Origin of the sequence: Providencia sp. PROV119 (assembly GCF_028482435.1) — a bacterium.
In the GTDB taxonomy this organism is placed as follows: Bacteria; Pseudomonadota; Gammaproteobacteria; order Enterobacterales; family Enterobacteriaceae; genus Providencia; species Providencia stuartii.
Genome location: NZ_JAMPQL010000014.1, coordinates 1 through 20,743 on the forward strand (window position 1 = coordinate 1; position 20,743 = coordinate 20,743).

The 20,743-nt window shown below is 42.1% G+C and carries 20 protein-coding genes; 3 read left to right on the forward strand and 17 right to left on the reverse strand.

Going from position 1 to position 20,743, the window contains the following annotated elements; genetic code table 11:
• Positions 1-167: 167 nt before the first annotated feature.
• The 4 genes from hemG to pepQ are packed head-to-tail and all read right to left on the reverse strand — an operon-like array spanning position 168 to position 4,136.
• A complete protein-coding gene (gene hemG / locus PSF11_RS12935; RefSeq protein WP_060560932.1) occupies positions 168-692 on the reverse strand; it encodes a menaquinone-dependent protoporphyrinogen IX dehydrogenase in 525 nt (174 codons plus the stop codon).
• Positions 693-708: 16 nt separating this feature from the next.
• Entirely contained in the window at positions 709-2,160 is a 1,452-nt protein-coding gene (trkH, locus tag PSF11_RS12940; RefSeq protein WP_004924738.1) for a Trk system potassium transporter TrkH, read from the reverse strand.
• A gap of 27 nt (positions 2,161-2,187) precedes the next feature.
• On the reverse strand, positions 2,188-2,802 hold the full coding sequence (locus PSF11_RS12945) for an IMPACT family protein (protein ID WP_004924737.1): 615 nt from the start codon (positions 2,800-2,802) through the stop codon (positions 2,188-2,190).
• On the reverse strand, positions 2,802-4,136 hold the full coding sequence (pepQ, locus tag PSF11_RS12950; RefSeq protein ID WP_072503006.1) for a Xaa-Pro dipeptidase: 1,335 nt from the start codon (positions 4,134-4,136) through the stop codon (positions 2,802-2,804). The genes PSF11_RS12945 and pepQ overlap by 1 nt, the downstream gene beginning before the upstream one ends.
• Before the next feature lie 257 nt (positions 4,137-4,393).
• Between pepQ and fadB the strand changes: the two genes are divergently transcribed.
• Positions 4,394-6,586, forward strand: a complete 2,193-nt coding sequence (fadB, locus tag PSF11_RS12955; RefSeq protein WP_053110157.1) for a fatty acid oxidation complex subunit alpha FadB — start codon at positions 4,394-4,396, stop codon at positions 6,584-6,586.
• Positions 6,587-6,590: 4 nt separating this feature from the next.
• Entirely contained in the window at positions 6,591-7,757 is a 1,167-nt protein-coding gene (gene fadA, locus PSF11_RS12960) for an acetyl-CoA C-acyltransferase FadA (protein ID WP_014656857.1), read from the forward strand.
• Positions 7,758-8,095: 338 nt separating this feature from the next.
• Here fadA and fre read toward each other — a convergent pair whose 3' ends face one another.
• The 3 genes from fre to pepE all read right to left on the reverse strand — a co-directional run bounded on the left by fre (position 8,096) and on the right by pepE (position 11,120).
• Positions 8,096-8,797 (reverse strand): NAD(P)H-flavin reductase, encoded by a 702-nt coding sequence (fre, locus tag PSF11_RS12965; protein WP_272682829.1) that lies wholly within the window; start codon positions 8,795-8,797, stop codon positions 8,096-8,098.
• A 10-nt stretch (positions 8,798-8,807) separates the two neighbouring features.
• A complete protein-coding gene (ubiD, locus tag PSF11_RS12970; protein ID WP_036941968.1) occupies positions 8,808-10,280 on the reverse strand; it encodes a 4-hydroxy-3-polyprenylbenzoate decarboxylase in 1,473 nt (490 codons plus the stop codon).
• Positions 10,281-10,394: 114 nt separating this feature from the next.
• Positions 10,395-11,120 (reverse strand): dipeptidase PepE, encoded by a 726-nt coding sequence (gene pepE, locus PSF11_RS12975; protein ID WP_072502548.1) that lies wholly within the window; start codon positions 11,118-11,120, stop codon positions 10,395-10,397.
• Positions 11,121-11,288: 168 nt separating this feature from the next.
• Here pepE and rfaH point away from each other — a divergent pair, with 168 nt between their 5' ends.
• Positions 11,289-11,780: a transcription/translation regulatory transformer protein RfaH gene (gene rfaH, locus PSF11_RS12980; RefSeq protein ID WP_004924724.1), complete on the forward strand. Its 492-nt coding sequence runs from the start codon at positions 11,289-11,291 to the stop codon at positions 11,778-11,780.
• Between the two features lie 92 nt (positions 11,781-11,872).
• On the opposite strand, the gene tatC is transcribed toward rfaH, so the two are convergent.
• The 10 genes from tatC to udp all read right to left on the reverse strand — a co-directional run bounded on the left by tatC (position 11,873) and on the right by udp (position 20,528).
• Positions 11,873-12,646, reverse strand: coding sequence for a Sec-independent protein translocase subunit TatC (gene tatC, locus PSF11_RS12985; RefSeq protein WP_014656860.1), 774 nt, complete (start codon positions 12,644-12,646; stop codon positions 11,873-11,875).
• A 3-nt stretch (positions 12,647-12,649) separates the two neighbouring features.
• Entirely contained in the window at positions 12,650-13,198 is a 549-nt protein-coding gene (gene tatB, locus PSF11_RS12990; RefSeq protein ID WP_014656861.1) for a Sec-independent protein translocase protein TatB, read from the reverse strand.
• A gap of 3 nt (positions 13,199-13,201) precedes the next feature.
• Positions 13,202-13,495, reverse strand: a complete 294-nt coding sequence (gene tatA, locus PSF11_RS12995; protein ID WP_004924718.1) for a twin-arginine translocase TatA/TatE family subunit — start codon at positions 13,493-13,495, stop codon at positions 13,202-13,204.
• 113 nt (positions 13,496-13,608) lie between these two features.
• A complete protein-coding gene (gene ubiB, locus PSF11_RS13000) occupies positions 13,609-15,243 on the reverse strand; it encodes a ubiquinone biosynthesis regulatory protein kinase UbiB (protein ID WP_004924714.1) in 1,635 nt (544 codons plus the stop codon).
• The gene (locus tag PSF11_RS13005) at positions 15,230-15,883 is read right to left on the reverse strand and encodes a ubiquinone biosynthesis accessory factor UbiJ (protein WP_004924712.1); all 654 of its coding nucleotides are present in this window, start codon (positions 15,881-15,883) and stop codon (positions 15,230-15,232) included. The genes ubiB and PSF11_RS13005 overlap by 14 nt, the downstream gene beginning before the upstream one ends.
• Position 15,884: 1 nt before the next feature.
• A complete protein-coding gene (ubiE, locus tag PSF11_RS13010) occupies positions 15,885-16,640 on the reverse strand; it encodes a bifunctional demethylmenaquinone methyltransferase/2-methoxy-6-polyprenyl-1,4-benzoquinol methylase UbiE (protein WP_004924710.1) in 756 nt (251 codons plus the stop codon).
• Positions 16,641-16,716: 76 nt separating this feature from the next.
• Complete coding sequence (gene rmuC / locus PSF11_RS13015; RefSeq protein ID WP_004924708.1) at positions 16,717-18,072, reverse strand: DNA recombination protein RmuC; 1,356 nt, start codon at positions 18,070-18,072, stop codon at positions 16,717-16,719.
• 104 nt (positions 18,073-18,176) lie between these two features.
• Entirely contained in the window at positions 18,177-18,707 is a 531-nt protein-coding gene (locus PSF11_RS13020; RefSeq protein ID WP_004924706.1) for a DedA family protein, read from the reverse strand.
• 69 nt (positions 18,708-18,776) lie between these two features.
• On the reverse strand, positions 18,777-19,559 hold the full coding sequence (locus PSF11_RS13025; RefSeq protein WP_004924704.1) for a tyrosine-protein phosphatase: 783 nt from the start codon (positions 19,557-19,559) through the stop codon (positions 18,777-18,779).
• A gap of 213 nt (positions 19,560-19,772) precedes the next feature.
• On the reverse strand, positions 19,773-20,528 hold the full coding sequence (udp, locus tag PSF11_RS13030) for a uridine phosphorylase (RefSeq protein WP_004924702.1): 756 nt from the start codon (positions 20,526-20,528) through the stop codon (positions 19,773-19,775).
• Positions 20,529-20,743 lie beyond the last annotated feature (215 nt).

Sequence of the window (20,743 nt, forward strand, 5' to 3'; positions counted from 1 at the left end):
TCACTGGTTTCTTTTCTAACCTGACCACCGAAGCGGTTTGTCGTGACAACGGATGCGCATTATAGGGAGTCAGAAAATTCTAGCAAGTGTTTTTTAAACTTTTTAATTCAACCGATGAAACATTAAACAAATCGTTTAAAAACACCACTTATCGTTAAAGATATGAGCTATAAACAGTCAAATTCCTGTGTAAACTTGCTCACTTTTTCCCAGTTCGTATATTCTATCTCTGTATTTGGGTCGGTTGGCCCATCTGTCATTTTCATAATAAGTCGAATCATCGTCTTATCGAACCAACCATAACGTGGATAGAACAATGCGCCAGCAAATACTGAGCTTAGTGTTGGTTGCCAAGGGCTTTTCTCCAGAAACTTGCGCGTATAGGCATTCGTTTCAGGAGTATCTTTGCCTTCTTTGCGCGCAGTTAAGTTCACACCAAAGAAAGCGGTTTTCATTGTATTTAATTGGCTTTGATGAATCGTTGCGAACCGCATCAGTGCTTTATTGAAGTGACCATAACGAATAGACGCTCCAACTAACACCTTTTCATACGATGTAATATTGATATTTTTTTCGCTATTTAAATCTCGAATATCACATTGGCGCCCTACACTTCGTAGTTGCTCCGCCATTTTCAAAACAATTTTTTTAGTTTGTCCATCTGTGCTCGAATGCAAAAGTAAGTAACTCATTCTTGATCCTATCTTATTAATCGCGCCAGAAGGTTGGCGTGAATAACACTAATAATGTAAAGACTTCAAGACGACCGAACAGCATAGTCACTACCAGTATCCATTTCCCTGCTGGGTTCATCGATGTAAAGTTATCAGCGACAGTGCCAAGGCCTGGCCCTAGGTTATTTAACGTTGTTGCGATAGCTGAAAAAGCAGAAAATTCATCGACACCCGTTGCAATTAATAGAAGTAAACTGACGATAAAAACGAGCGCATATGCTGAAAAGAAGCCCCATACCGCTTCGATGATCCTTTCAGGTAAAGCTCTTTGCCCTAACTTTATGGTGTAAACGGCATTTGGGTGAACAAGCCTTTTTAATTCCCGAGATCCTTGCAAAAACAATAGCAAGATACGGATAACTTTTAATCCGCCTCCTGTTGAACCAGCACAACCGCCAACAAATGCGGCACATAGAAGAAGCATCGGCAGGAACAAAGGCCATCCGGCAAAACTATCTGTTGTAAAACCTGCAGTTGTTGCCATTGAGACAACTTGGAAAAATGCCTGATCTAATGTTTGCCCAAAAGAGCCATACACTGAGTGATAAAGTAAAACCAGTGTACAGATAATGACGAGGGCTAACTGGAAGCTAATGAATGTTTTAAATTCAGGATCGCGCCAATAGATACCTAAGCTACGCCCAGTAAGCACGGCAAAGTGCAGACCAAAATTACAACCTGAGATAATTAAGAAAACCGCAATAATGGTATTTATCGCTGGGCTATTGAAATACCCCACACTCGCGTCATGCGTTGAAAAACCACCAATCGCTATTGTAGAAAAACTATGAGAGATGGCATCAAACACATCCATACCTGCTATCCACAGCGCAATCGCACATACAATCGTCAGCAATACATAGATGAGCCAAAGGGTTTTTGCCGTTTCTGCAATACGCGGTCGCATTTTATTATCTTTAAGCGGCCCAGGCATTTCAGCACGGTAAAGCTGCATTCCCCCAACACCGAGTAATGGCAGGATCGCCACAGCAAGTACGATGATCCCCATCCCACCTAACCACTGTAGCATTTGCCTATAAAATAAGATGGCTTTCGGGAGCGTATCGAGCCCAGTTAACGTTGTCGCTCCTGTTGTGGTTAACCCAGAAAAGGATTCAAAAAAAGCATCGGTTATGGAAAGGTTTGGCTTTTCAGAAAAGATAAAAGGTAATGCCCCCACACTTCCTAGCACGGTCCAAAACAAGACGACAATAAGAAACCCTTCTTTTGCTTTAAGTTCATGCTTGCTGTTGCGCGTTGGGATCCATAACAGTAATCCGAGCACTAAAGCCGTAACAAACGTTTGACTAAATGCTCGACCTGCTCCATCACGATAAATAAGCGCAACAATACCCGGCACAACCATGGTAAAAGAGAAGATAATAACGAGTAGCCCGACAATACGGGTTATTGCACGAAAATGCATTCGGCAGGTTCCTTGCTAACCAATTGACTATTCAGATTCAGGTATGAGTTCTAAAGCCCCGCGACTCATATCGCGTAATTTATCATTGACTTCTTGCTCTAAGGTAGCAGGAATTGCAATTCGTAGGGAAACAGATTCGTTATATTCACTGTGTAAAATCATCCCGTTGACCTGCGTAACTAGCTGCTCAACCGTATTAATAAATGCATAATCACAAACTAGCTGGAAAAATTTTTGCGGTACTTTTGTTTGTGTTGGTAATAACTTAAGTGCTTGCTGAGCACCATTACCATAAGCTTTAACTAAACCGCCTGTCCCTAGTTTGATACCACCAAAATAACGTACAACAACACAGGTGATCTCCCCAAGATTGCTGCCGAGCAATTGTGCCATTATTGGCTTTCCGGCCGTTCCTGTTGGCTCACCATCGTCGGAAAAACCTAACTGCTGAGAATCATCCGGGCGTCCTGCAACAAATGCCCAGCAATGGTGCCGAGCATCTGGGTATTGAGCTTTAATGGATTGAATATACTCCTTTGCGGCATCAATACCTTCTGTATGTGCAAGATAGGTAATAAAACGGCTTTTTTTAATTTCTTCTGTATAACAGATAGATTCAGCCGGTATTAAATAAGGTTTCATTACGGTAGTTGCAAATCTCGCGTCATATTTTCAATCCGATTATGATGAATGATGATGTTATCTTCAATACGAATACCCCCATAAGGTTTGAACTGCTCAATTTTTTCCCAATTAAAGTGTTGAGCAAATTCGCCTGCGCGCCAAGATGACAGTAACGATTCGATAAAATAAAGGCCGGGTTCAATAGTCAGCACCATTCTTGGTTCCAGTACGCGAGTGCAGCGAAGGAAAGGATACATTTTCGGTGCAGCAAGCAGTGTTCCATCTTCATCCTGCATAAAACCAGCAGCATCATGAACTTGTAAACCTAGAGGATGGCCTAACCCATGGGGTAGGAATGGCGTGGTTAGCCCTTGCTCCACCATAGTTTCTTCGCTAATTCCCTTAATGATTGAGTGTTTTTTCAATAGTTTAGCAATTCGATGGTGCATATCGACATGGTAATCGGTATAGCGTACACCTGCTTTGATGGTATCAATCAAGGCCAACTGTTCTTTATTCATATCGGCAACAAGAGCAGCAAACTCACTTTTGCCTTTTGCGGCATAAGTACGAGTTATATCAGCAGCATAGCCGTTATACTCAGCCCCTGCATCAATCAGAAAGCTTCTTATTTCATTCGGTGCTTGTTGCTGTAATTTAGTGTAATGCAATACGGCTGCATTTTCATTGAGTGCAACAATATTTCCATAAGGCACATCTGTATCGCGATGCCCTGTCGCTTGTAAGTAACTGATGTTGATATCAAACTCACTCATGCCTGCTTGGAAAGCCTCGAATGCCGATAAATGACCATTTACCGCCATTTTTTGCGCTTCACGCATGCAATACATTTCATAATCTGTTTTATAAGAACGATGGAAATGATAGAAATCAACGACAGGTTTTGGGTTAATATTTTGTAGGCGAATACCCAGTGATTCCGCTCTAGCTTTAGCAGAACCAATATAGGCAATATTTTCTTTAGGTATATTCGCTAAAAACTCACTAATATCATCTGCATTTTTTAAATGAATAAGCTCAACTTCTTTGGTCCAAAAGCTATTTGGTAATGGCTCAACGCTGTGCCAATAATCAACGGGAGAATAGAACCAAAGTTTAGGTTTATTCACACCATCCACTAATAACCAAGAATGTGGAACATCGGTGACAGGCACCCATGCTTTAAAGTGAGGATTCACTTTGAAAGGATAGTCGCTGTCATCAAGAAAAATACGTTGAGGTTCACCCGAATGAATCAGTATGGCGTCTAGCTTGCTGCGTTGTAAGACCTGCTGAGTTGTTGTTTGCAAAGTTTTAATATGGTCAGCGTAGAGTGCAGTCAGTTTTTCCATTTCATTCAACCTTTCAGTTTTATTAGAAAATCCAAGCTTAGCACGTTCTTGAATTGACTGGTATGCAATCTGAGGGGAAATCCACTTAATCAACTGATTATTAAATAGAATACTATTTTCCCTCTCCTATATTTCACTTATTTGCTGTGATCAACGTTCCAGTTTTGTTATCAATTATTTGCATTCCCTTAACATTCTAGTCACACTCAACTCTATCTGGTCGTACCAGATGATAAAATCATCATAAGGAGAACGGCATGCTTTATCAAAGTGAAACAATCTATGTTCAATGGTTGAAAACAGGTATTGCAGAACTCGTTTTTAACTCGCCTGGGCCAATAAATAAATTGGATACTCATACCGTTGCTTCACTTGATGAAGCAGTTGCTGTACTTGAACAGCAATCAGGCCTATTAGGCGTTATTCTAAGATCTGACAAGCCTGCATTTATTGTTGGGGCAGATATCAAAGAGTTTCTTTCACTTTTTGAAGCACCAGCAGAGACCCTAAGCGAGTGGTTAGGCTACGCAAATGGTATTTTTAATCGTATCGAAGACTTACCTGTTCCTACTCTTAGCGCCATTAATGGGTATGCGCTAGGTGGAGGCTGTGAATGTATTCTTTCTACTGACTTACGTATTGCGACTCCAGATGCGCGTATTGGGTTACCTGAAACGAAACTCGGTATTATGCCGGGCTTTGGCGGCTCTGTTCGTTTACCTCGATTAATCGGTTTAGATAGCGCCCTAGAAATTATTACCGCAGGCAAAGACATTAGTGCCGCAGAATCACTCAAATTCGGCTTGGTTGATGCCGTTGTTGAGACGGACAAACTTGTAGAATCAGCCCTTGCCCTCATTGAATCAGCAATCGCAGGAGCGATTAATTGGCAGCAAAGACGTCAACCTAAGTTACAACCATTACAACTTAGCCCTATTGAACAAAACATGAGCTTTAATGTTGCAAAAGGTATGGTGTATAAGATTGCAGGAAAACACTATCCCGCCCCTATGACGGCAGTCAATACCATTGAAAAAGCAGCCAACTGTGCTCGTACTGAAGCCCTAAAACATGAAACAGCAGCTTTTGTTCCACTTGCTCATAGCGATGTTGCTCGCTCATTAGTTAGTATTTTCTTAAATGATCAGCAAGTTAAATCAACAAGCAAACAGCTTTCTCGTCACGTTGAAGCCCCTCAACATGCCGCAGTACTAGGAGCAGGAATTATGGGAGGTGGAATAGCCTACCAGTCCGCAAGTAAAGGCGTTCCTGTGCTCATGAAGGATATTAATGAAAAATCTTTAGATTTAGGCATCGAAGAGGCTCATAAACTATTAAATGGTCAATTTGAGCGCGGGAAAATCAATGCCTCAAAAATGGCGAAAACACTCGCATCGATTCATCCTTCGCTTTCTTACGCGGGTATCGAAAATTCACAAGTGATCGTGGAAGCGGTCGTTGAAAACCCCAAAATTAAAGCCGCTGTGCTGACGGAAGTTGAAGCATTAGTTAGCCCAGAAACAATTTTAGCGTCTAATACGTCGACCATACCGATTACTGAGCTAGCGAAGTCGTTAAAACGCCCCGAAAATTTTTGTGGTATGCACTTCTTCAACCCTGTGCATCGCATGCCGCTTGTTGAGGTTATTCGTGGTCAAAAAACCTCAGAGGATACCATCGCCAAAGTCGTCGCTTACGCCAACAAAATGGGTAAAACCCCCATTGTCGTTAATGACTGCCCTGGTTTCTTCGTCAATAGGGTTCTTTTCCCTTACTTTGCAGGTTTTAACTTACTGCTACAAGATGGTGCAGATTTCAGAGAAATCGATAAAGTCATGGAAAAAGAATTTGGCTGGCCGATGGGACCTGCATATCTTCTTGATGTAGTTGGTATTGATACCGCATCCCATGCAGAGCATGTAATGGCACTAGGGTTCCCTGAGCGCATGAGTAAAACAGGCAAAAATGCTATTGATGTTATGTTTGAAGAAAAACGGTTTGGGCAAAAAAATGGTAAAGGCTTTTATCAATATGAAAAAGATAAAAAAGGAAAGCCAAAGAAAGTTGATGACCCCGCCACAGATGCATTACTCGCCTCAATCAGCCAAGGCAAGCGCTCATTTACAAAAGAAGAGATCATTGCACGTATGATGATCCCGATGATCAATGAGGTCGTTCGTTGCTTAGAAGAGGGCATCATTCAAAGCCCTGCCGATGCAGACATCGCTTTAGTTTACGGCCTTGGGTTCCCTCCTTTCCGAGGAGGCGTCTTCCGCTACTTAGATACCGTTGGCACACAATCTTATGCTAAGACAGCGGAGGCCTATGCTCAGTTAAGCCCTCTGTATCAAATTCCTGCGGGTCTCAAAGAAAAATCTCAGGCCAATTCCAGTTATTATGCGAAGCCACCTGTAGTGGCAATTGATATTAAAAAAGTTGCGAGAGGCTAATAGTATGGAAAATGTCGTTATTATCGATGGAATACGTACACCAATGGGGCGTTCAAAGGGCGGTGTATTTCGCCATGTCCGAGCGGAAGACCTCTCAGCACACCTGATGAATGTGATTTTTGAACGCAACCCTAACGCAAGCAAAAAAGAACTCAATGATATTATTTGGGGCTGTGTGCAACAGACCCTTGAACAAGGGTTCAATATCGCTAAAAACGCTGCGTTACTGACTGATATCCCACATACAGTTCCTGCGGTCACAGTTAACCGTTTGTGTGGCTCTTCAATGCAAGCTCTGCATGATGCTAGCCGACTTATTATGACAGGCGATGCAAACTCAGTCTTAATTGGTGGTGTGGAGCACATGGGTCATGTTCCCATGACACATGGTATTGATTTCAACCCTAAATTAACGTTACGTGTCGCAAAAGCGGCTGGTGCAATGGGTCTAACCGCAGAAATGCTGGCTAAAATGTACAAAATTAGCCGTGAGGAGCAAGATGCGTTTGCCCTTAGATCGCACCAACGTGCTGCCCAAGCCACTAAAAATGGTCAATTTAAACATGAAATAGCGCCCGTAGCTGGGCATGACAGCCAAGGCAATCTCTTTGCCGTGGATTATGATGAAGTTATCCGTTTTGATGCAAGCCTCGAAAGCCTAGCATCATTGCGCCCCGCCTTTGACCCCGTAAGTGGTACCGTCACGGCAGGTAACTCTTCTGCCCTTTCAGATGGGGCGTCAGCAATGCTCATCACAGGCGAAAGCTACGCTAAAGAACGAGGGCTCAAGCCACGTGCCAAAGTTCGCTCAATGGCCGTTGTTGGCTGTGATCCTTCAATCATGGGCTTTGGGCCAGTTCCTGCTACAGAGCTAGCGCTAAAACGCGCGGGGTTATCATTAGCGGATATCGATATTATTGAATTAAATGAAGCATTTGCCGCTCAATCCATTGCCTGCTTAAAAGGGCTGAAACTGCCAGAAAGCCTTATTGATGAAAAAGTCAACCTTAATGGCGGTGCTATTGCATTGGGCCACCCTCTGGGTTGTTCTGGGGCAAGGATTACAACGGCATTGCTCAATCAGTTAGAGCTGAAGGATAAACAATTTGGCCTAGCAACAATGTGTATCGGATTTGGGCAAGGCATTGCCACGATCATTGAGCGTGTATAGTGTGTCTATACCCTAAGTCGTTCAAGCGCATGTTTGCCAAAAGGATAAGCTCAAAAACGGTATTATCTGAGCAATGCCAAACAGCTAAACCTGCGCCAATTGAAATATAAAGGGTATAGCCACGAGTTGCCGTAGTGTTGTTGTATGTTGTCAACATTCCCGCCTAGTCAGGGGCGGGCTTTTTCTTTTTTGCCACTTGGTTTATCCATTTGGGCAAAGTTTAACTGACAAATTACTGTCTAAAACAACCAATCAATGTCATCACCAACGAGGAAAGTGGCACATATACGCTCAATCATGCCACAGGCCATCGATTCAAATATTCAGTAAATTATCATTTAAATAAACTCGTAGGCATCACCAAATAATTGTTCAGGCTTTGCATTACGCTCTGCACAAAAACGTTCTCTGGCGATTTTTGCCATTTCAAAACGCCCTGCTATGTAAATATCATAGGAGGACAAATCACCAAAATCTTCCAATACCCCACTTAAAACCGTTCCTGAGCGCCCTCTCCATTGTTCATCCGGTTGTTCAACGATAGGTATCACTTTTAGATTAGGATAACGTTCACTAAGCGCTTGCAGCTCTCCTAAGTCGTAAAGGTGCTCTAGCTGACGCCCCCCCCAGTAGAAGGTAATATCCCTAGAAGGGTTTTCCATGAGAGCCGCGAGTAGGATCGAATGCGTGTAAGAAAACCCCATGCCCCCTGCAACTAAGATCATTGGGTTTTGGCTATTTTCTCTAAACCATGCCTTGCCATGTGGGATATCAATATCGATGCGGCGTTGATCTAAAATTCGATCCATCACCGCCATGGCATAAAGATTGATTTCTGAAGCGCCAATATGTAATTCAATTGTTTCGTTATTAGCAGGTGTAGATGCCATTGAGAATGGGCGCTTATCACGCTCATCCATGATCACCATAAGGTACTGACCTGCTTTAAAATGAAAAGGACCATCCGGCAACAAAATAACCCGATATACTGTGTCAGTTATGGACTCAACAGATGTGACTTTACAGCTCAAAGTTGCCATGGCTCCCCTCTTATTTTTCAAAAATATTCAATTGATCCCAAATATCATCAATTCGCGACTTCACTTGTTCATCCATAACAATTGGCCTACCCCATTCCCTGTTTGTCTCACCGGGCCATTTATTTGTTGCATCTAGCCCCATTTTTGACCCTAGACCAGAGACTGGTGATGCAAAATCAAGATAATCGATAGGTGTATTTTCCATCATAACAGTATCGCGAGCAGGATCCATACGAGTGGTTATCGCCCAGATCACATCTTTCCAGTCACGCGCATTGATATCATCGTCACACACAATAACAAATTTTGTGTACATAAATTGACGGAGGTAAGACCAAACACCCATCATGACGCGTTTTGCATGGCCTGCGTATTGTTTTTTCATCGTAACAACAGCAAGACGATATGAGCACCCTTCTGGAGGAAGGTAAAAATCGACGATTTCTGGAAACTGCTTTTGTAAAATAGGTACTAGGACTTCATTTAGGGCTTCACCCAGTACGGCAGGCTCATCGGGTGGCCGGCCTGTATAGGTAGAATGGTAAATCGCATCACGGCGTTGAGTAACATGGGTTACCGTAAAGACAGGGAAACTATCTATCTCATTATAATAACCAGTATGATCACCATAAGGCCCTTCCGGCGCGAGCTCACCAGGTTCAATGTAGCCTTCTAAGATAATCTCAGCGCCCGCAGGTACTTCAAGATCATTCGAGATACATTTAACGACTTCCGTTTTATTACCACGTAATAAACCGGCGAACGCATATTCAGACAGCGTATCAGGAACTGGAGTCACCGCACCTAGGATAGTTGCAGGATCCGCACCAAGCGCTACTGCGACAGGGAATTTTTCACCCGGATGCTGTTGGCACCACTCTTGAAAATCCAGCGCACCACCGCGGTGAGAGAGCCAACGCATGATCACTTTATTTTTCCCCAACACCTGTTGGCGGTAAATACCCAAGTTTTGACGCTCTTTATTAGGGCCTCTTGTTACCGTTAATCCCCATGTAATCAGCGGCGCAGCATCTTCAGGCCAGCAGTGCATAACAGGGATTTTGGTTAAATCGACGTCATCCCCCGCCCAAATTTGCTCTTGGCAAGGGGCTGAGCTTAGCCGTTTTGCTGGCATGTTGAGTACCTGTTTGAACTTAGGTAATTTATCAAACAGGTCACGAAAACCTTTCGGTGGATCCGGCTCTTTTAGAAAAGCAAGCAGCTTACCAACATCGTGTAGTGCCTTGATATCTTCCTGCCCCATTCCCATCGCAACACGTTTGGTTGTGCCAAATAGGTTGCACAAAACGGGCATATCATAGCCTTTAGGGTTTTCAAATAATAAGGCAGGGCCCCCTGCTCTAAGCGTGCGATCAGCTATTTCCGTCATTTCGAGGTAAGGGTCGACTTCCATCGTAATACGTTTTAGTTCGCCTTGCTTTTCAAGCTGGGCAATGAAGTCTCTTAGGTCACGGTATTTCATTGTCATCTTTTACTATTACAGAGGGAGTCTCATTATAAGACGTCCGGCCAAGGTTACAAGTTACCCATAAAAACTATTCATAATCAATATGGTTATAGTCAAAAACATCTTATTTTACTGGCAATCGAATGGAACCAATGCTTTTAATGATAAAGTATCAAACTGTTCAGGAAATGATTGGTTGTGCTGAAAGAGTTTAAAACCTTCATTTTTACCACTGAAATAAGTCAATGTGTTGCCTTTAATCTGTAATCCACTACCTTCTCTCAGCGCAACCACGACTTCATGAGGGTTGATGACACAAAACTCTTGTAATCGCTCATCTCGTGTTTCCCCCATATGACCTGAGATATGAGAATCGATATAGTGGGGATTTATCTGTACGGGAAACAACCCCAAAGACGGCATAATCACCGCATTACTCACAGGCATATCATTGGTCGTACGAATACTTGGTGTAGCCACATTACAACCCGCACTCCAACCAATATAGGGAACATCACGCTCTTTAACCGCGCGCTGGATAGCAACAATCAACCCATTTTCATGCAGGCATTTATTTAACCACCATGTATTGCCCCCACTTACAAGGATACATTCTGCTTGTTCAATCGCTTCGACAGGGCTGGAAAAATGTTCAATTGACGTAACTTTAATACCTAAAGCTTCGCTTAATTGCTCTGCTCGCTCATCATGAGGATCCCGTAATATCGCATAAGGCACCAATACCGCTGATTTAATGTTCCTACGTGCGATCATTTCATGGATACGAGGTAAGGCATAACTTAGCCATACTGGATTGTTTGGAAGCTTACCGTTACTCAATAAAAAAATTTCCATGCTGTCTCCTAGATAACCTGTTATTACATTATCACTAACTATAATTTATTGATTTTTAGTTAGTATATATTTCTGATTCTAAATGCTATTCTTACTTTGTCGATTAGTCACATTTTTATACTTTAATTTGTTATGATGAGCATAATTTTGTTGTATTGGGTTTAAGAAATGGAAAAATGGCATCTGCTATATTGTAAACGTGGCCAAATTGATAGGGCCATAGAGCACCTAAATAGGCAAAATGTGATCTGCATGACTCCCATGACAGAAATAGAAAAAGTGGTTAGAGGAAAGCGAACAAAAGTACAAGAGCCGCTATTCCCTAATTATCTGTTCGTGAAGTTCGATCATAACGAAATCCATACCACTACAATACAATCCACTCGCGGTGTCAGCCATTTTGTCCGTTTTGGCCTACACCCCGCCATTGTACCAGACGAAATCATCGAACTTTTGCAACAAGCGCCCCTTGGGCATCTCGTCGATCCCGAAACGCCAACTCATGGTGATAATGTCTTGATTACCGAAGGCATTTTTGCAGGTATTCAGGCAATTTATGATGAGCCTAATGGTGAATCACGCTCAATCTTATTACTGAATATTTTAAATAAAAATGTGTCTAAAGTACTCGATAATACTCAGTTTAAAAAACTATCTTAACCCACATAAAAAAACTGCACCTTAATTGGGTTGGCTACCAACCTGTTGAGTGCAGTTATAAATCGAGTTTTTATAGACTGAATAACGATAAATTAAGGCTCTTCTTTCTCTTCATCGTCTTCTTCATTATTTTCCCGATCTCGCCGACCTTTACCCACATAAAAGTTAGATAAAAGCACACCAAGCTCAAACAACAGATACATTGGCACGGCAAGTAACGTTTGAGAAAGTACATCTGGTGGTGTTAAAAACATCCCCACAATAAATGCACCGACTAAAATATAAGGCCGTTTGCGTTTTAGTGATTCAGGGGTTGTGACGCCGGTCCAACACAACAGAATAATAGCAATCGGTACTTCAAAGGCCGCACCAAATGCCATAAATAAGGTCATTACAAAACTGAGATATTTACTAATATCAGGAATGAAATTGACGCTATCCGGTGTTGTTTTGACAAAGAAACCAAAGGCTAATGGGAAGACAACAAAGTAAGCAAAAGCCATCCCTAAATAGAAAAGGAAGCTACTGGAGACCAATAAAGGCAGCATCAGCCGACGTTCGTGCTTATATAACGCTGGCGCAATAAAGGCCCAAATTTGGTATAGGATCACCGGTATCGAAATAAATACCGATACCATCATGGTCAGTTTAATTGGAGTGAAAAAGGTTGATGCCACATCTGTCGCACTCATTTGAGAACCAACAGGAAGCTTATCAATCAAAGGTGCGGCGACTAGCCGATATATATCATTTGAAAAGTAAGCTAAGGCAGCGAACACAATCAAAACCGTAATCAAACAGTTTAACAGCCGCTTCCTGAGTTCAATGAGGTGGCTAATAAGTGGTTGTGTATCATTTACAGCCATGTTCTATTTTTCGCTTTCTGTCTGATTAGGATTTTTTTTCTCTGTAACGCCATTTTGCTGGTCGCTGTCATTGTTTAGCGATGGCTTTGTCGGCTCATCGACGACAGCTGCCATTTTTGCTGCATATTCAGGATCAGGATCCGATTCAGACTCTGGTGGTTGCGAAGCTTTATTTTGAGCATCTTTAACTGCATTGTCGTAGTTATCAGTTAACTCTTTTGCTTTTTGTAGCTCACTTGCAACGCTCTCTGTTGTCGAGTGATATCCTGTTTTTAATGATTGTGCAGCTTGGCGAAGCTCATCCATAGATTGTTTCAGTTCAGGGGAAAGCGTTTCCATACCCGCTTTTTCCTGAACTTTTTTCAACGTGTCTTGTAACTCTTGCAATTTGAGTTCTTGTGACAATTCATTTTGCACATTGGAGGCTAATGAACGCATCGCACGGATCCAACCAGCAACAGTTCTCACTGCTACTGGTAGGCGCTCAGGGCCTAAGACGACAAGACCAATAACTGCAACAAGCAGCAGTTCACTGAAACCTATGTCAAACACGGTTTAACCCTGCTCTTTATTTTTGCTCTCAACTGGGCTGTCTTTCTTGTCAGCAGCCTGTTGCTGTTCTGTAATATTTTTAGGTGCAAAGTCAGCATCTTGTTTTTCTTGCTCTTCTTTTGCAGCCTTAGCAGCTTCATCATCGTTCATCGCTTTTTTAAAGCCTTTCAATGATTCACCTAAATCCGACCCCAGAGAACGTAATTTTTTGGTGCCGAAAATTAAAATAATAAGTAGAGCAATAATAATAAGTTGCCAAGGGCTACCAAAAGCGGCCGTTGCAATAGTTGATTCCATTGTTTATACCTCTGTAAAAGTGGGATCAATAGTTATTTATCCCATTATATACAACCTGCTCACAATACGGAAATATTCACAGGCTTATAAACTTGTCGCAAAACAAGGTTTACTTAACTTTTCCCCGATTTATACCAGCCTATAATCCATGATAACGCGCCAGCAGACATAAATGCTATAGCCATTCTATTTGAAGCGGAAATAAAGAATAAACTCCCGCAAAGAATCAGTGTTGCACCAATTCCTAATAGGTATTGAGACTTACGCTGTTTATTACGTTGCTGTTTTAATTGTTCTGACAATTGTTCGATATTGGACTGTAAGAACTTATGTTGACGCAAAGCACCATAAATTAAGTCTGGAATTTCAGGCATTTTCTCGGCCCAGTAAGGGGCTTTCTCTTTTAACGCTTGGGTAATTGCAGGAATACCGACTTGACTGTGTACCCAATCTTCTAAAAATGGTTTCGCCGTTTTCCATAGATCCAATTGAGGATAAAGCTGACGGCCTAAGCCTTCAATATAGAGTAAGGTTTTCTGTAGCAGTACAAGTTGGGGCTGCACTTCCATATTGAAACGGCGCGCAGTATTAAATAAGTTTAATAGCACATGCCCAAATGAAATTTCAGCTAACGGTTTTTCGAAAATAGGTTCACAAACGGTTCTGATAGCAAACTCAAAATCTTCAACGTTAGTATCTGCTGGCACCCAACCTGAGTCGACATGCAGTTCAGCGACCTTACGGTAATCACGATTAAAGAAAGCAATAAAGTTCTCTGCAAGATAGCGCTTATCTTCTTTATTCAGTGAACCAACAATACCACAATCGATGCCGATATACAGCGGATCTTCAGGGTGCTCATAGCTGACAAAAATATTGCCGGGGTGCATATCTGCATGGAAAAAGCTGTCACGAAAAACTTGAGTAAAGAAGACTTTCACGCCCCTTTCCGCCAAGATTTTCATGTTTGTCCCTTGCGCTTTTAAAGCCGCAATATCGGAAACAGGAATACCATAGATACGCTCCATGACCATAACGTTTTCGCGACAATAATCGGCATAAACCTCCGGTACATATAGCATTGAGCTATTCTCAAAATTACGACGAAGCTGAATAGCATTAGCCGATTCACGTAAGAGATTTAGCTCATCGATCAAGGTTTTTTCATATTCACGAACCACTTCTTTAGGGCGTAGACGGCGACCATCAGGCAGTAAAGGCACCCAATTAGCGATACGATACATGAGTTTTACATCCGCTTTGATAACCGGCAGGATATCAGGACGGATAACTTTTAAAACGACTTCCTTACCATTTTCTTTGAGTTTTGCGGTATGTACTTGAGCAATCGAAGCTGACGCTAGTGCCTTTTCATCGAAATCATCAAACCACTGTTCGAGTGGGCCGCCTAATGATTCTTCAATGTAACGACGAGCCAGTTTGCCGTCAAAGCTAGCGACCTTATCTTGCAGCAAAGAGAGTTGGTCAGCGATAGCGGGTGGAAACAGATCGCGTCGGGTAGATAGCATCTGCCCAAACTTGATCCAGACAGGCCCCAATTCTTGTAAAGCTAAACGTAAACGCTCACCAAGCTCTTTGCCCTTATGCTGGTTTTTAATCCAAAAGAAACCAAAACGACCAATACGCAGTGGTAACGTCAGCTTTACTTTTGGGATGAGCTCATCCAAACCATACGAAAGGAATACCCGAATAATAAAGTAGAGACGTTTTATTTCACCGGGCGTCATTATACTCCTCCAACTGGCTCAATCGTTTTTCTAGCTCACTTAGTGAATCAGAAACTTGTTCTACTTCATCACTAAAATAAGCCAGTTCGAGTGGGTTTGGAGCCATTTTCCACTCTTCAAGCAGTGTGTCTTTGATATAGTTTTTTTGCCTGCATGCTAAATGTGAAGCTAAACTCGCGCCCTTGCGTAGTACTTGGCTAATACCTTGTGCCGCGACATCGCCTAAGTAAGGGGATAGATAGTGTGCAGGATCCCAAATTGCCATATCTAATAATGACGACCAATGCTGTACAACCTGCATATCACCTTCAATAACAATTTCACCACTATTGATTAGCTGTGATAACTGTTGTTTGTCTTTTAGCTTAATTAGCGTAAAGAGGGATGTTTTGATTGTACAATCAGCAGGCTCATGCCATTGGCTTAAAACATCGACATGGTTATCACTGAAAATCAACGTCAATGTTTTATTCAGCTCTTTCAAATCGATAGACATGACTTTACCCGCTAAGCGTGCTCTAGCGGGTTTTAAGACCGATTCTTTAAATAACATATGATTCAAACATGTTTCCATGAATGCCGTCATTAAAGAATATAACACTGTATTTTGGCTTTCAGCCTGTGCTGATGTGGCTTCCATCTTAGAATTTAAACCCTTTATGCAATGCGACAATACCACCTGTCATATTGGTATAGGAGACTTGTTCAAAGCCTGCATTTTCCATCATTGATTTCAGTGTTTCTTGGTCTGGGTGCATACGGATAGATTCTGCAAGATAACGATAGCTATCAGGATCCCCAACCACAGCTTGACCAATACGAGGTAGAACATGGAATGAATACGCGTCATAAGCCTTATTAAGCGGCTCAATAACAGGCTTAGAGAATTCAAGTACTAGCAGACGACCACCTGGCTTTAACACTCTGAACATTGAGCGTAAAGCTTTGTCTTTATCGGTCACATTACGTAGCCCAAAAGAGATGGTGATACAATCAAAATAGTTATCAGGGAATGGCAGTTCTTCTGCGTTGGCTTGAACATAGCTAACATTACCAACAATACCAAGATCACGTAATTTTTCACGTCCCATTTTTAACATAGAGTCGTTAATATCAGCGAGGATCACCTCACCTTTTTCACCGACAAGACGAGAAAACTTCGCGGTTAAATCACCAGTACCACCAGCAAGATCTAAAACACGTTGGTTACGACGTACACCACTGGCTTCTATCGTAAAACGTTTCCAGACACGATGAATGCCGAAAGACATTAAATCATTCATCAAGTCATATTTTGATGCTACAGAGTGAAAAACATTAGCCACAAGGCCAACTTTATCTTCTTTGCCTACGGTACGGAAACCAAAATCAATAGTTTCTTTTGATGGTTCTGTCATTTCTATTATGCCTGTTTATAATTCAAACTTTTGTAGGAAGTGTAACAGTCTTTGAGGTAAAACCCTATCAAGAAGTCTAAGATTCCGCACAATATGGCTTATCTGACTTTTCAACGAGCTGTGGTGAAATAGGCTGTTTTACCTCAACCCCCATTTCTTTAAAGCTTTCTGCCTGACTAATTAAATTACCACGCCCCTCAGCCAACCTTTTCATTGCGGATTGGTAAGCATTATCCGCTTTATCAAGGCTTGCCCCTAAAAGTTGCATGTCATCAACAAAAAGGCGTAATTTGTCGTACATTTTTGCGGCTTTTGCGGCAATTTCTTGCGCATTTTGCCCTTGGCGTTCATAGCGCCACAAATTGTTAATTGTTCGCACCGCCACTAATAATGTGGAAGGGCAAACTAACATGATATTCTGTTTTATACCTTCATCAAGTAGCTCAGGCGATTCTTTTAAAGCCAATAAGTAAGCAGGTTCAATTGGAATAAACATCAATACATAATCTAAAGAGCGTATCCCCGGTAGTTGATGATAGTCCTTATGACTTAGCATACGCATGTGATTACGAATTGAAGCTACATGGTTTTTGATAGCCTGAGTTTGTTCGTCAGGGTCTTCACTATTGAAATATCTTTCATAAGCGACCAGTGACATTTTTGCATCAACAATCACGTCTTTACCTTCAGGCAAGCGGATAATCACATCAGGCTGATAACGGCTGTTATAGCTGGTATTAATACTGACTTGTGTTTCAAACTCACTCCCTTTGCGTAAACCAGAAGCTTCCAAGATCCGCGTCAGAATGGTTTCTCCCCAGTTTCCTTGGATCTTGTTATCCCCTTTAAGGGCTCGAGTCAGGTTAACCGCTTCTTTGGTCATTTGAGTATTTAGCTGCTGTAACTGACGGATTTCATACGCCAGTGTATGCCGCTCTTTGGCTTCTTCACCAAAGCTTTGCTGTACCTGTTGGCGGAACCCTTCAAGCTGTTCACGAAATGGGGATAGCATGGCAATCAAGCTTTTTTGCTGCTGCTCTGATGCCCTACGCTCATTCTGCTCAAAAATCCGGTTGGCTAAATTTTCAAATTGAATCGTTAACCGCTGCTCACTGTTTTGCAGCAGGCGCTGTTTCTCTTCATTGGCTAGCTGGCTTTGCTCAAAACGTGTTGTGATTTCTCGTAATTCAGCTTCTTGCTCACGATTAATATCTCTGAGTGTTCGCAACTCTTGATCGAGACGTTCATATTCCATTTTCCACTCAGAAAGATGGATGTTTTTTTCATCACTGGCCGCAAGTTGACGATTAATGTGTTGGAGTTCTTGCTCTTTTTGGTTAAGTTTTTGCGCAATAAACAGCCAAACGGCTAAGCCGCCAATTAATATACCGCCAAGGGCGCCAATAACCCCATATAAAAGAGAGGTATCCACTGTTAAATCCTTACATGACGAGATCTAGGGTAAGGTAATCGGATACTGTATATCAGTCCAGAAGTAATTTAAAACAAGCCCTAAATTGCGAGACGATTCGCAGCTTAGCCCATCCACTGAGCTAGCCAACGTAATCCAAATGCACCTGGCGCTAATATACCAAATGCCCAAATCATCGCAGACACTAGGTTTGCCGCCTGAAAATAGCGTTTAGGCATTTTACAAATCCCAGCCACTAAAGGTACGACAGCTCTGAATGGCCCGAAGAAACGCCCTAAAAAGACACTCCATATGCCCCAACGATTGAAAAAGTGCTGCCCTCTATCAATCATTTGAGGTTTGCGAGAAATCGGCCACATTTTACGGACGTTATCTTTATAGTGAAAACCAAACCAATAAGAGAGCCAATCACCAAAAAATGCCCCTAACGTTGCCGCAAGCCATACAGGCCAGAATGTAATACCACTTTCGCCGATGAGGGCACCTAAACCTAACAGGATGACAGTTGCAGGCAACAGCAAAGATAAAAAGGCTAAAGATTCACCAAATGCTAGAAAGAAGATGATTGGCAGCGCCCATATTTCATGTTCACGGGTAAATTCGGTCACGGTATGGACGATTTCATTCAACGTCACAGCCTTTCTCCCTTATAATGGATTGGTTTAATACATTAACTAATATGTAATAAACCAATCTTAAACTAATTATTCGAGAAAATAACTTTGAAGTAAGCTTCTGCCAGCATTATCCAGTCCAAAATCACTCTCCAGCCATTTATCAATACTACCATAATGTGTTTTTATGCTATTTATGGCTGTCATAAGAAATTCTTCACGCACAGAATAGACATACTCAAACTTTTTCACCACACTGTCACTCATCCTTTGTGCATGCTCTTCCAATAAATGCTTACGGAATGGCGCGAGGGTTTCATTTGTCAGTAGGTAATCTTCCATGACGGTATCTAAGTCTGCACCCAGCGCAAATAGTACCAAAGCGGCGCCAACACCAGTACGATCTTTACCGACCGCACAATGCTGAACGATCCCCCCTTTTTCAGGCTGCTTTAACATACTCACAAGTTGATGGTAAGCAGGATTATTTAAAGGCAATAGCTCGTAAAGGCGCCCCATAAATATTTTAGGGTCAAACTGTTCAAGTGACTCTGGTGTCAGTTGACCTAAGTCGGCACTGACCTCCTTTGCCATAGGGTTCGCTGGGGCATTAACATAATGAGCACCATCCCAAATCATATCTGGTTTTGCTTTTGTTTCCGCCACATCACGGTAATCCAAGATTTGATAAAGGTTTTGTGATTGTAAAACGGCCAAATCCTCTGTCGTTAAATGGTTCAAAGCTCCTGAACGAAATAGCACGCCTGATTTTATTTTGTTGCCATTGGCTAATTTTTTTCCGCCGAGGTCACGGAAGTTAATTCCACCTTTTAACGGTAATACTGAAGGGTGTAAATAAGGTGTTTTTGTCATAATTATCGCTACCTATGATATTGATTATGACTAAAACCATAACAGATTATGACCGGAAAAAAATCAGAAAAAATACCCGCCGTTAAGCAGGTATTCATAAAAGAGTGCATTGAAATGTAATCAATATCGAAAAAGAGAAAGAAAACTGGGCTCGTCTACGGTTTATTCACAACCGAGCGAACATCAAAGTAAACGAGCCAGTAATAGGAGAAATTAAAGTAGACGACGCGCAGCTTCAACAACAATGCTTAATACATTGCTTTCTGTTTTCTTCAACAGTGCTTCGTCTGGAATTTCTTGTTGAGTACGGTTAACAATCACACCCGCAACCATACCCGCACGTAGGCCTTGGCTTGAGCACATGGTCAGCAACGTCGCTGATTCCATCTCATAGTTCATCACGCCCATATCTTGCCATTCTTTCATTGAACCTCTGAAATGGCGCATCACACGACCAGTATAGGTGTCATAACGCTCTTGGCCTGGATAGAAGGTATCCGATGAAGCAGTCACACCCACATGGACTGTTGCACCCGCTTCTTTCGCTGCATCATAGAGTGCATTCGTACAAGTAAAGTTAGCAACGGCTGGGTATTCCAATGGCGCAAAATGTTGGCTCGCACCGTCTAATCTTACGGCTGCGGTTGTCACTAACACATCACCAACATTAATATTTTCTTGAATAGCCCCTGTAGTACCAATACGCAAGAAAGTACGAATACCTAGCTGCGCAAGTTCTTCTACAGCAATAGAGGTTGAAGGACCACCAATTCCCGTTGAACAAATAATGACTGCTTTACCATCAAGCTCACCACGCCAAGAGGTGAACTCACGTAAAGAAGCGAGATGTACCGGATTATCCATCAGGCGTGCGATTTTTTCGACACGATTTGGATCACCGGGAACAATTGCAACGGTTGCACCCTGTAAGTCACTCTTTTTTAGCCCTAAGTGGAATACGTCAGACATATCAAACTCCTTTACACAATGGCATCATTGAATTTATACGTTGTGATTAATATAGCGGTAAACCCATGTCAATTTAGTGACCATAGTCACTTTTAATGGAAATGATTTTATCTAGATTTCATTAAATGGTGATTTAGCTCACAAATTAATTGTTTTAAATACAAATATGCAATCAGTATAGACGATATGAAAGAAAGTCACGAAAAAGCGCCCGA

What these genes read in the sequence shown, in the direction of transcription:
- hemG (WP_060560932.1), bottom strand. Translation starts at nt 692, where the DNA reads ATGAGTTACTTACTTTTGCATTCGAGCACAGATGGACAAACTAAAAAA.
- trkH (WP_004924738.1), bottom strand. Translation starts at nt 2,160, where the DNA reads ATGCATTTTCGTGCAATAACCCGTATTGTCGGGCTACTCGTTATTATC.
- PSF11_RS12945 (WP_004924737.1), bottom strand. Translation starts at nt 2,802, where the DNA reads ATGAAACCTTATTTAATACCGGCTGAATCTATCTGTTATACAGAAGAA.
- pepQ (WP_072503006.1), bottom strand. Translation starts at nt 4,136, where the DNA reads ATGGAAAAACTGACTGCACTCTACGCTGACCATATTAAAACTTTGCAA.
- fadB (WP_053110157.1), top strand. Translation starts at nt 4,394, where the DNA reads ATGCTTTATCAAAGTGAAACAATCTATGTTCAATGGTTGAAAACAGGT.
- fadA (WP_014656857.1), top strand. Translation starts at nt 6,591, where the DNA reads ATGGAAAATGTCGTTATTATCGATGGAATACGTACACCAATGGGGCGT.
- fre (WP_272682829.1), bottom strand. Translation starts at nt 8,797, where the DNA reads ATGGCAACTTTGAGCTGTAAAGTCACATCTGTTGAGTCCATAACTGAC.
- ubiD (WP_036941968.1), bottom strand. Translation starts at nt 10,280, where the DNA reads ATGAAATACCGTGACCTAAGAGACTTCATTGCCCAGCTTGAAAAGCAA.
- pepE (WP_072502548.1), bottom strand. Translation starts at nt 11,120, where the DNA reads ATGGAAATTTTTTTATTGAGTAACGGTAAGCTTCCAAACAATCCAGTA.
- rfaH (WP_004924724.1), top strand. Translation starts at nt 11,289, where the DNA reads ATGGAAAAATGGCATCTGCTATATTGTAAACGTGGCCAAATTGATAGG.
- tatC (WP_014656860.1), bottom strand. Translation starts at nt 12,646, where the DNA reads ATGGCTGTAAATGATACACAACCACTTATTAGCCACCTCATTGAACTC.
- tatA (WP_004924718.1), bottom strand. Translation starts at nt 13,495, where the DNA reads ATGGAATCAACTATTGCAACGGCCGCTTTTGGTAGCCCTTGGCAACTT.
- ubiB (WP_004924714.1), bottom strand. Translation starts at nt 15,243, where the DNA reads ATGACGCCCGGTGAAATAAAACGTCTCTACTTTATTATTCGGGTATTC.
- PSF11_RS13005 (WP_004924712.1), bottom strand. Translation starts at nt 15,883, where the DNA reads ATGGAAGCCACATCAGCACAGGCTGAAAGCCAAAATACAGTGTTATAT.
- ubiE (WP_004924710.1), bottom strand. Translation starts at nt 16,640, where the DNA reads ATGACAGAACCATCAAAAGAAACTATTGATTTTGGTTTCCGTACCGTA.
- PSF11_RS13025 (WP_004924704.1), bottom strand. Translation starts at nt 19,559, where the DNA reads ATGACAAAAACACCTTATTTACACCCTTCAGTATTACCGTTAAAAGGT.
- udp (WP_004924702.1), bottom strand. Translation starts at nt 20,528, where the DNA reads ATGTCTGACGTATTCCACTTAGGGCTAAAAAAGAGTGACTTACAGGGT.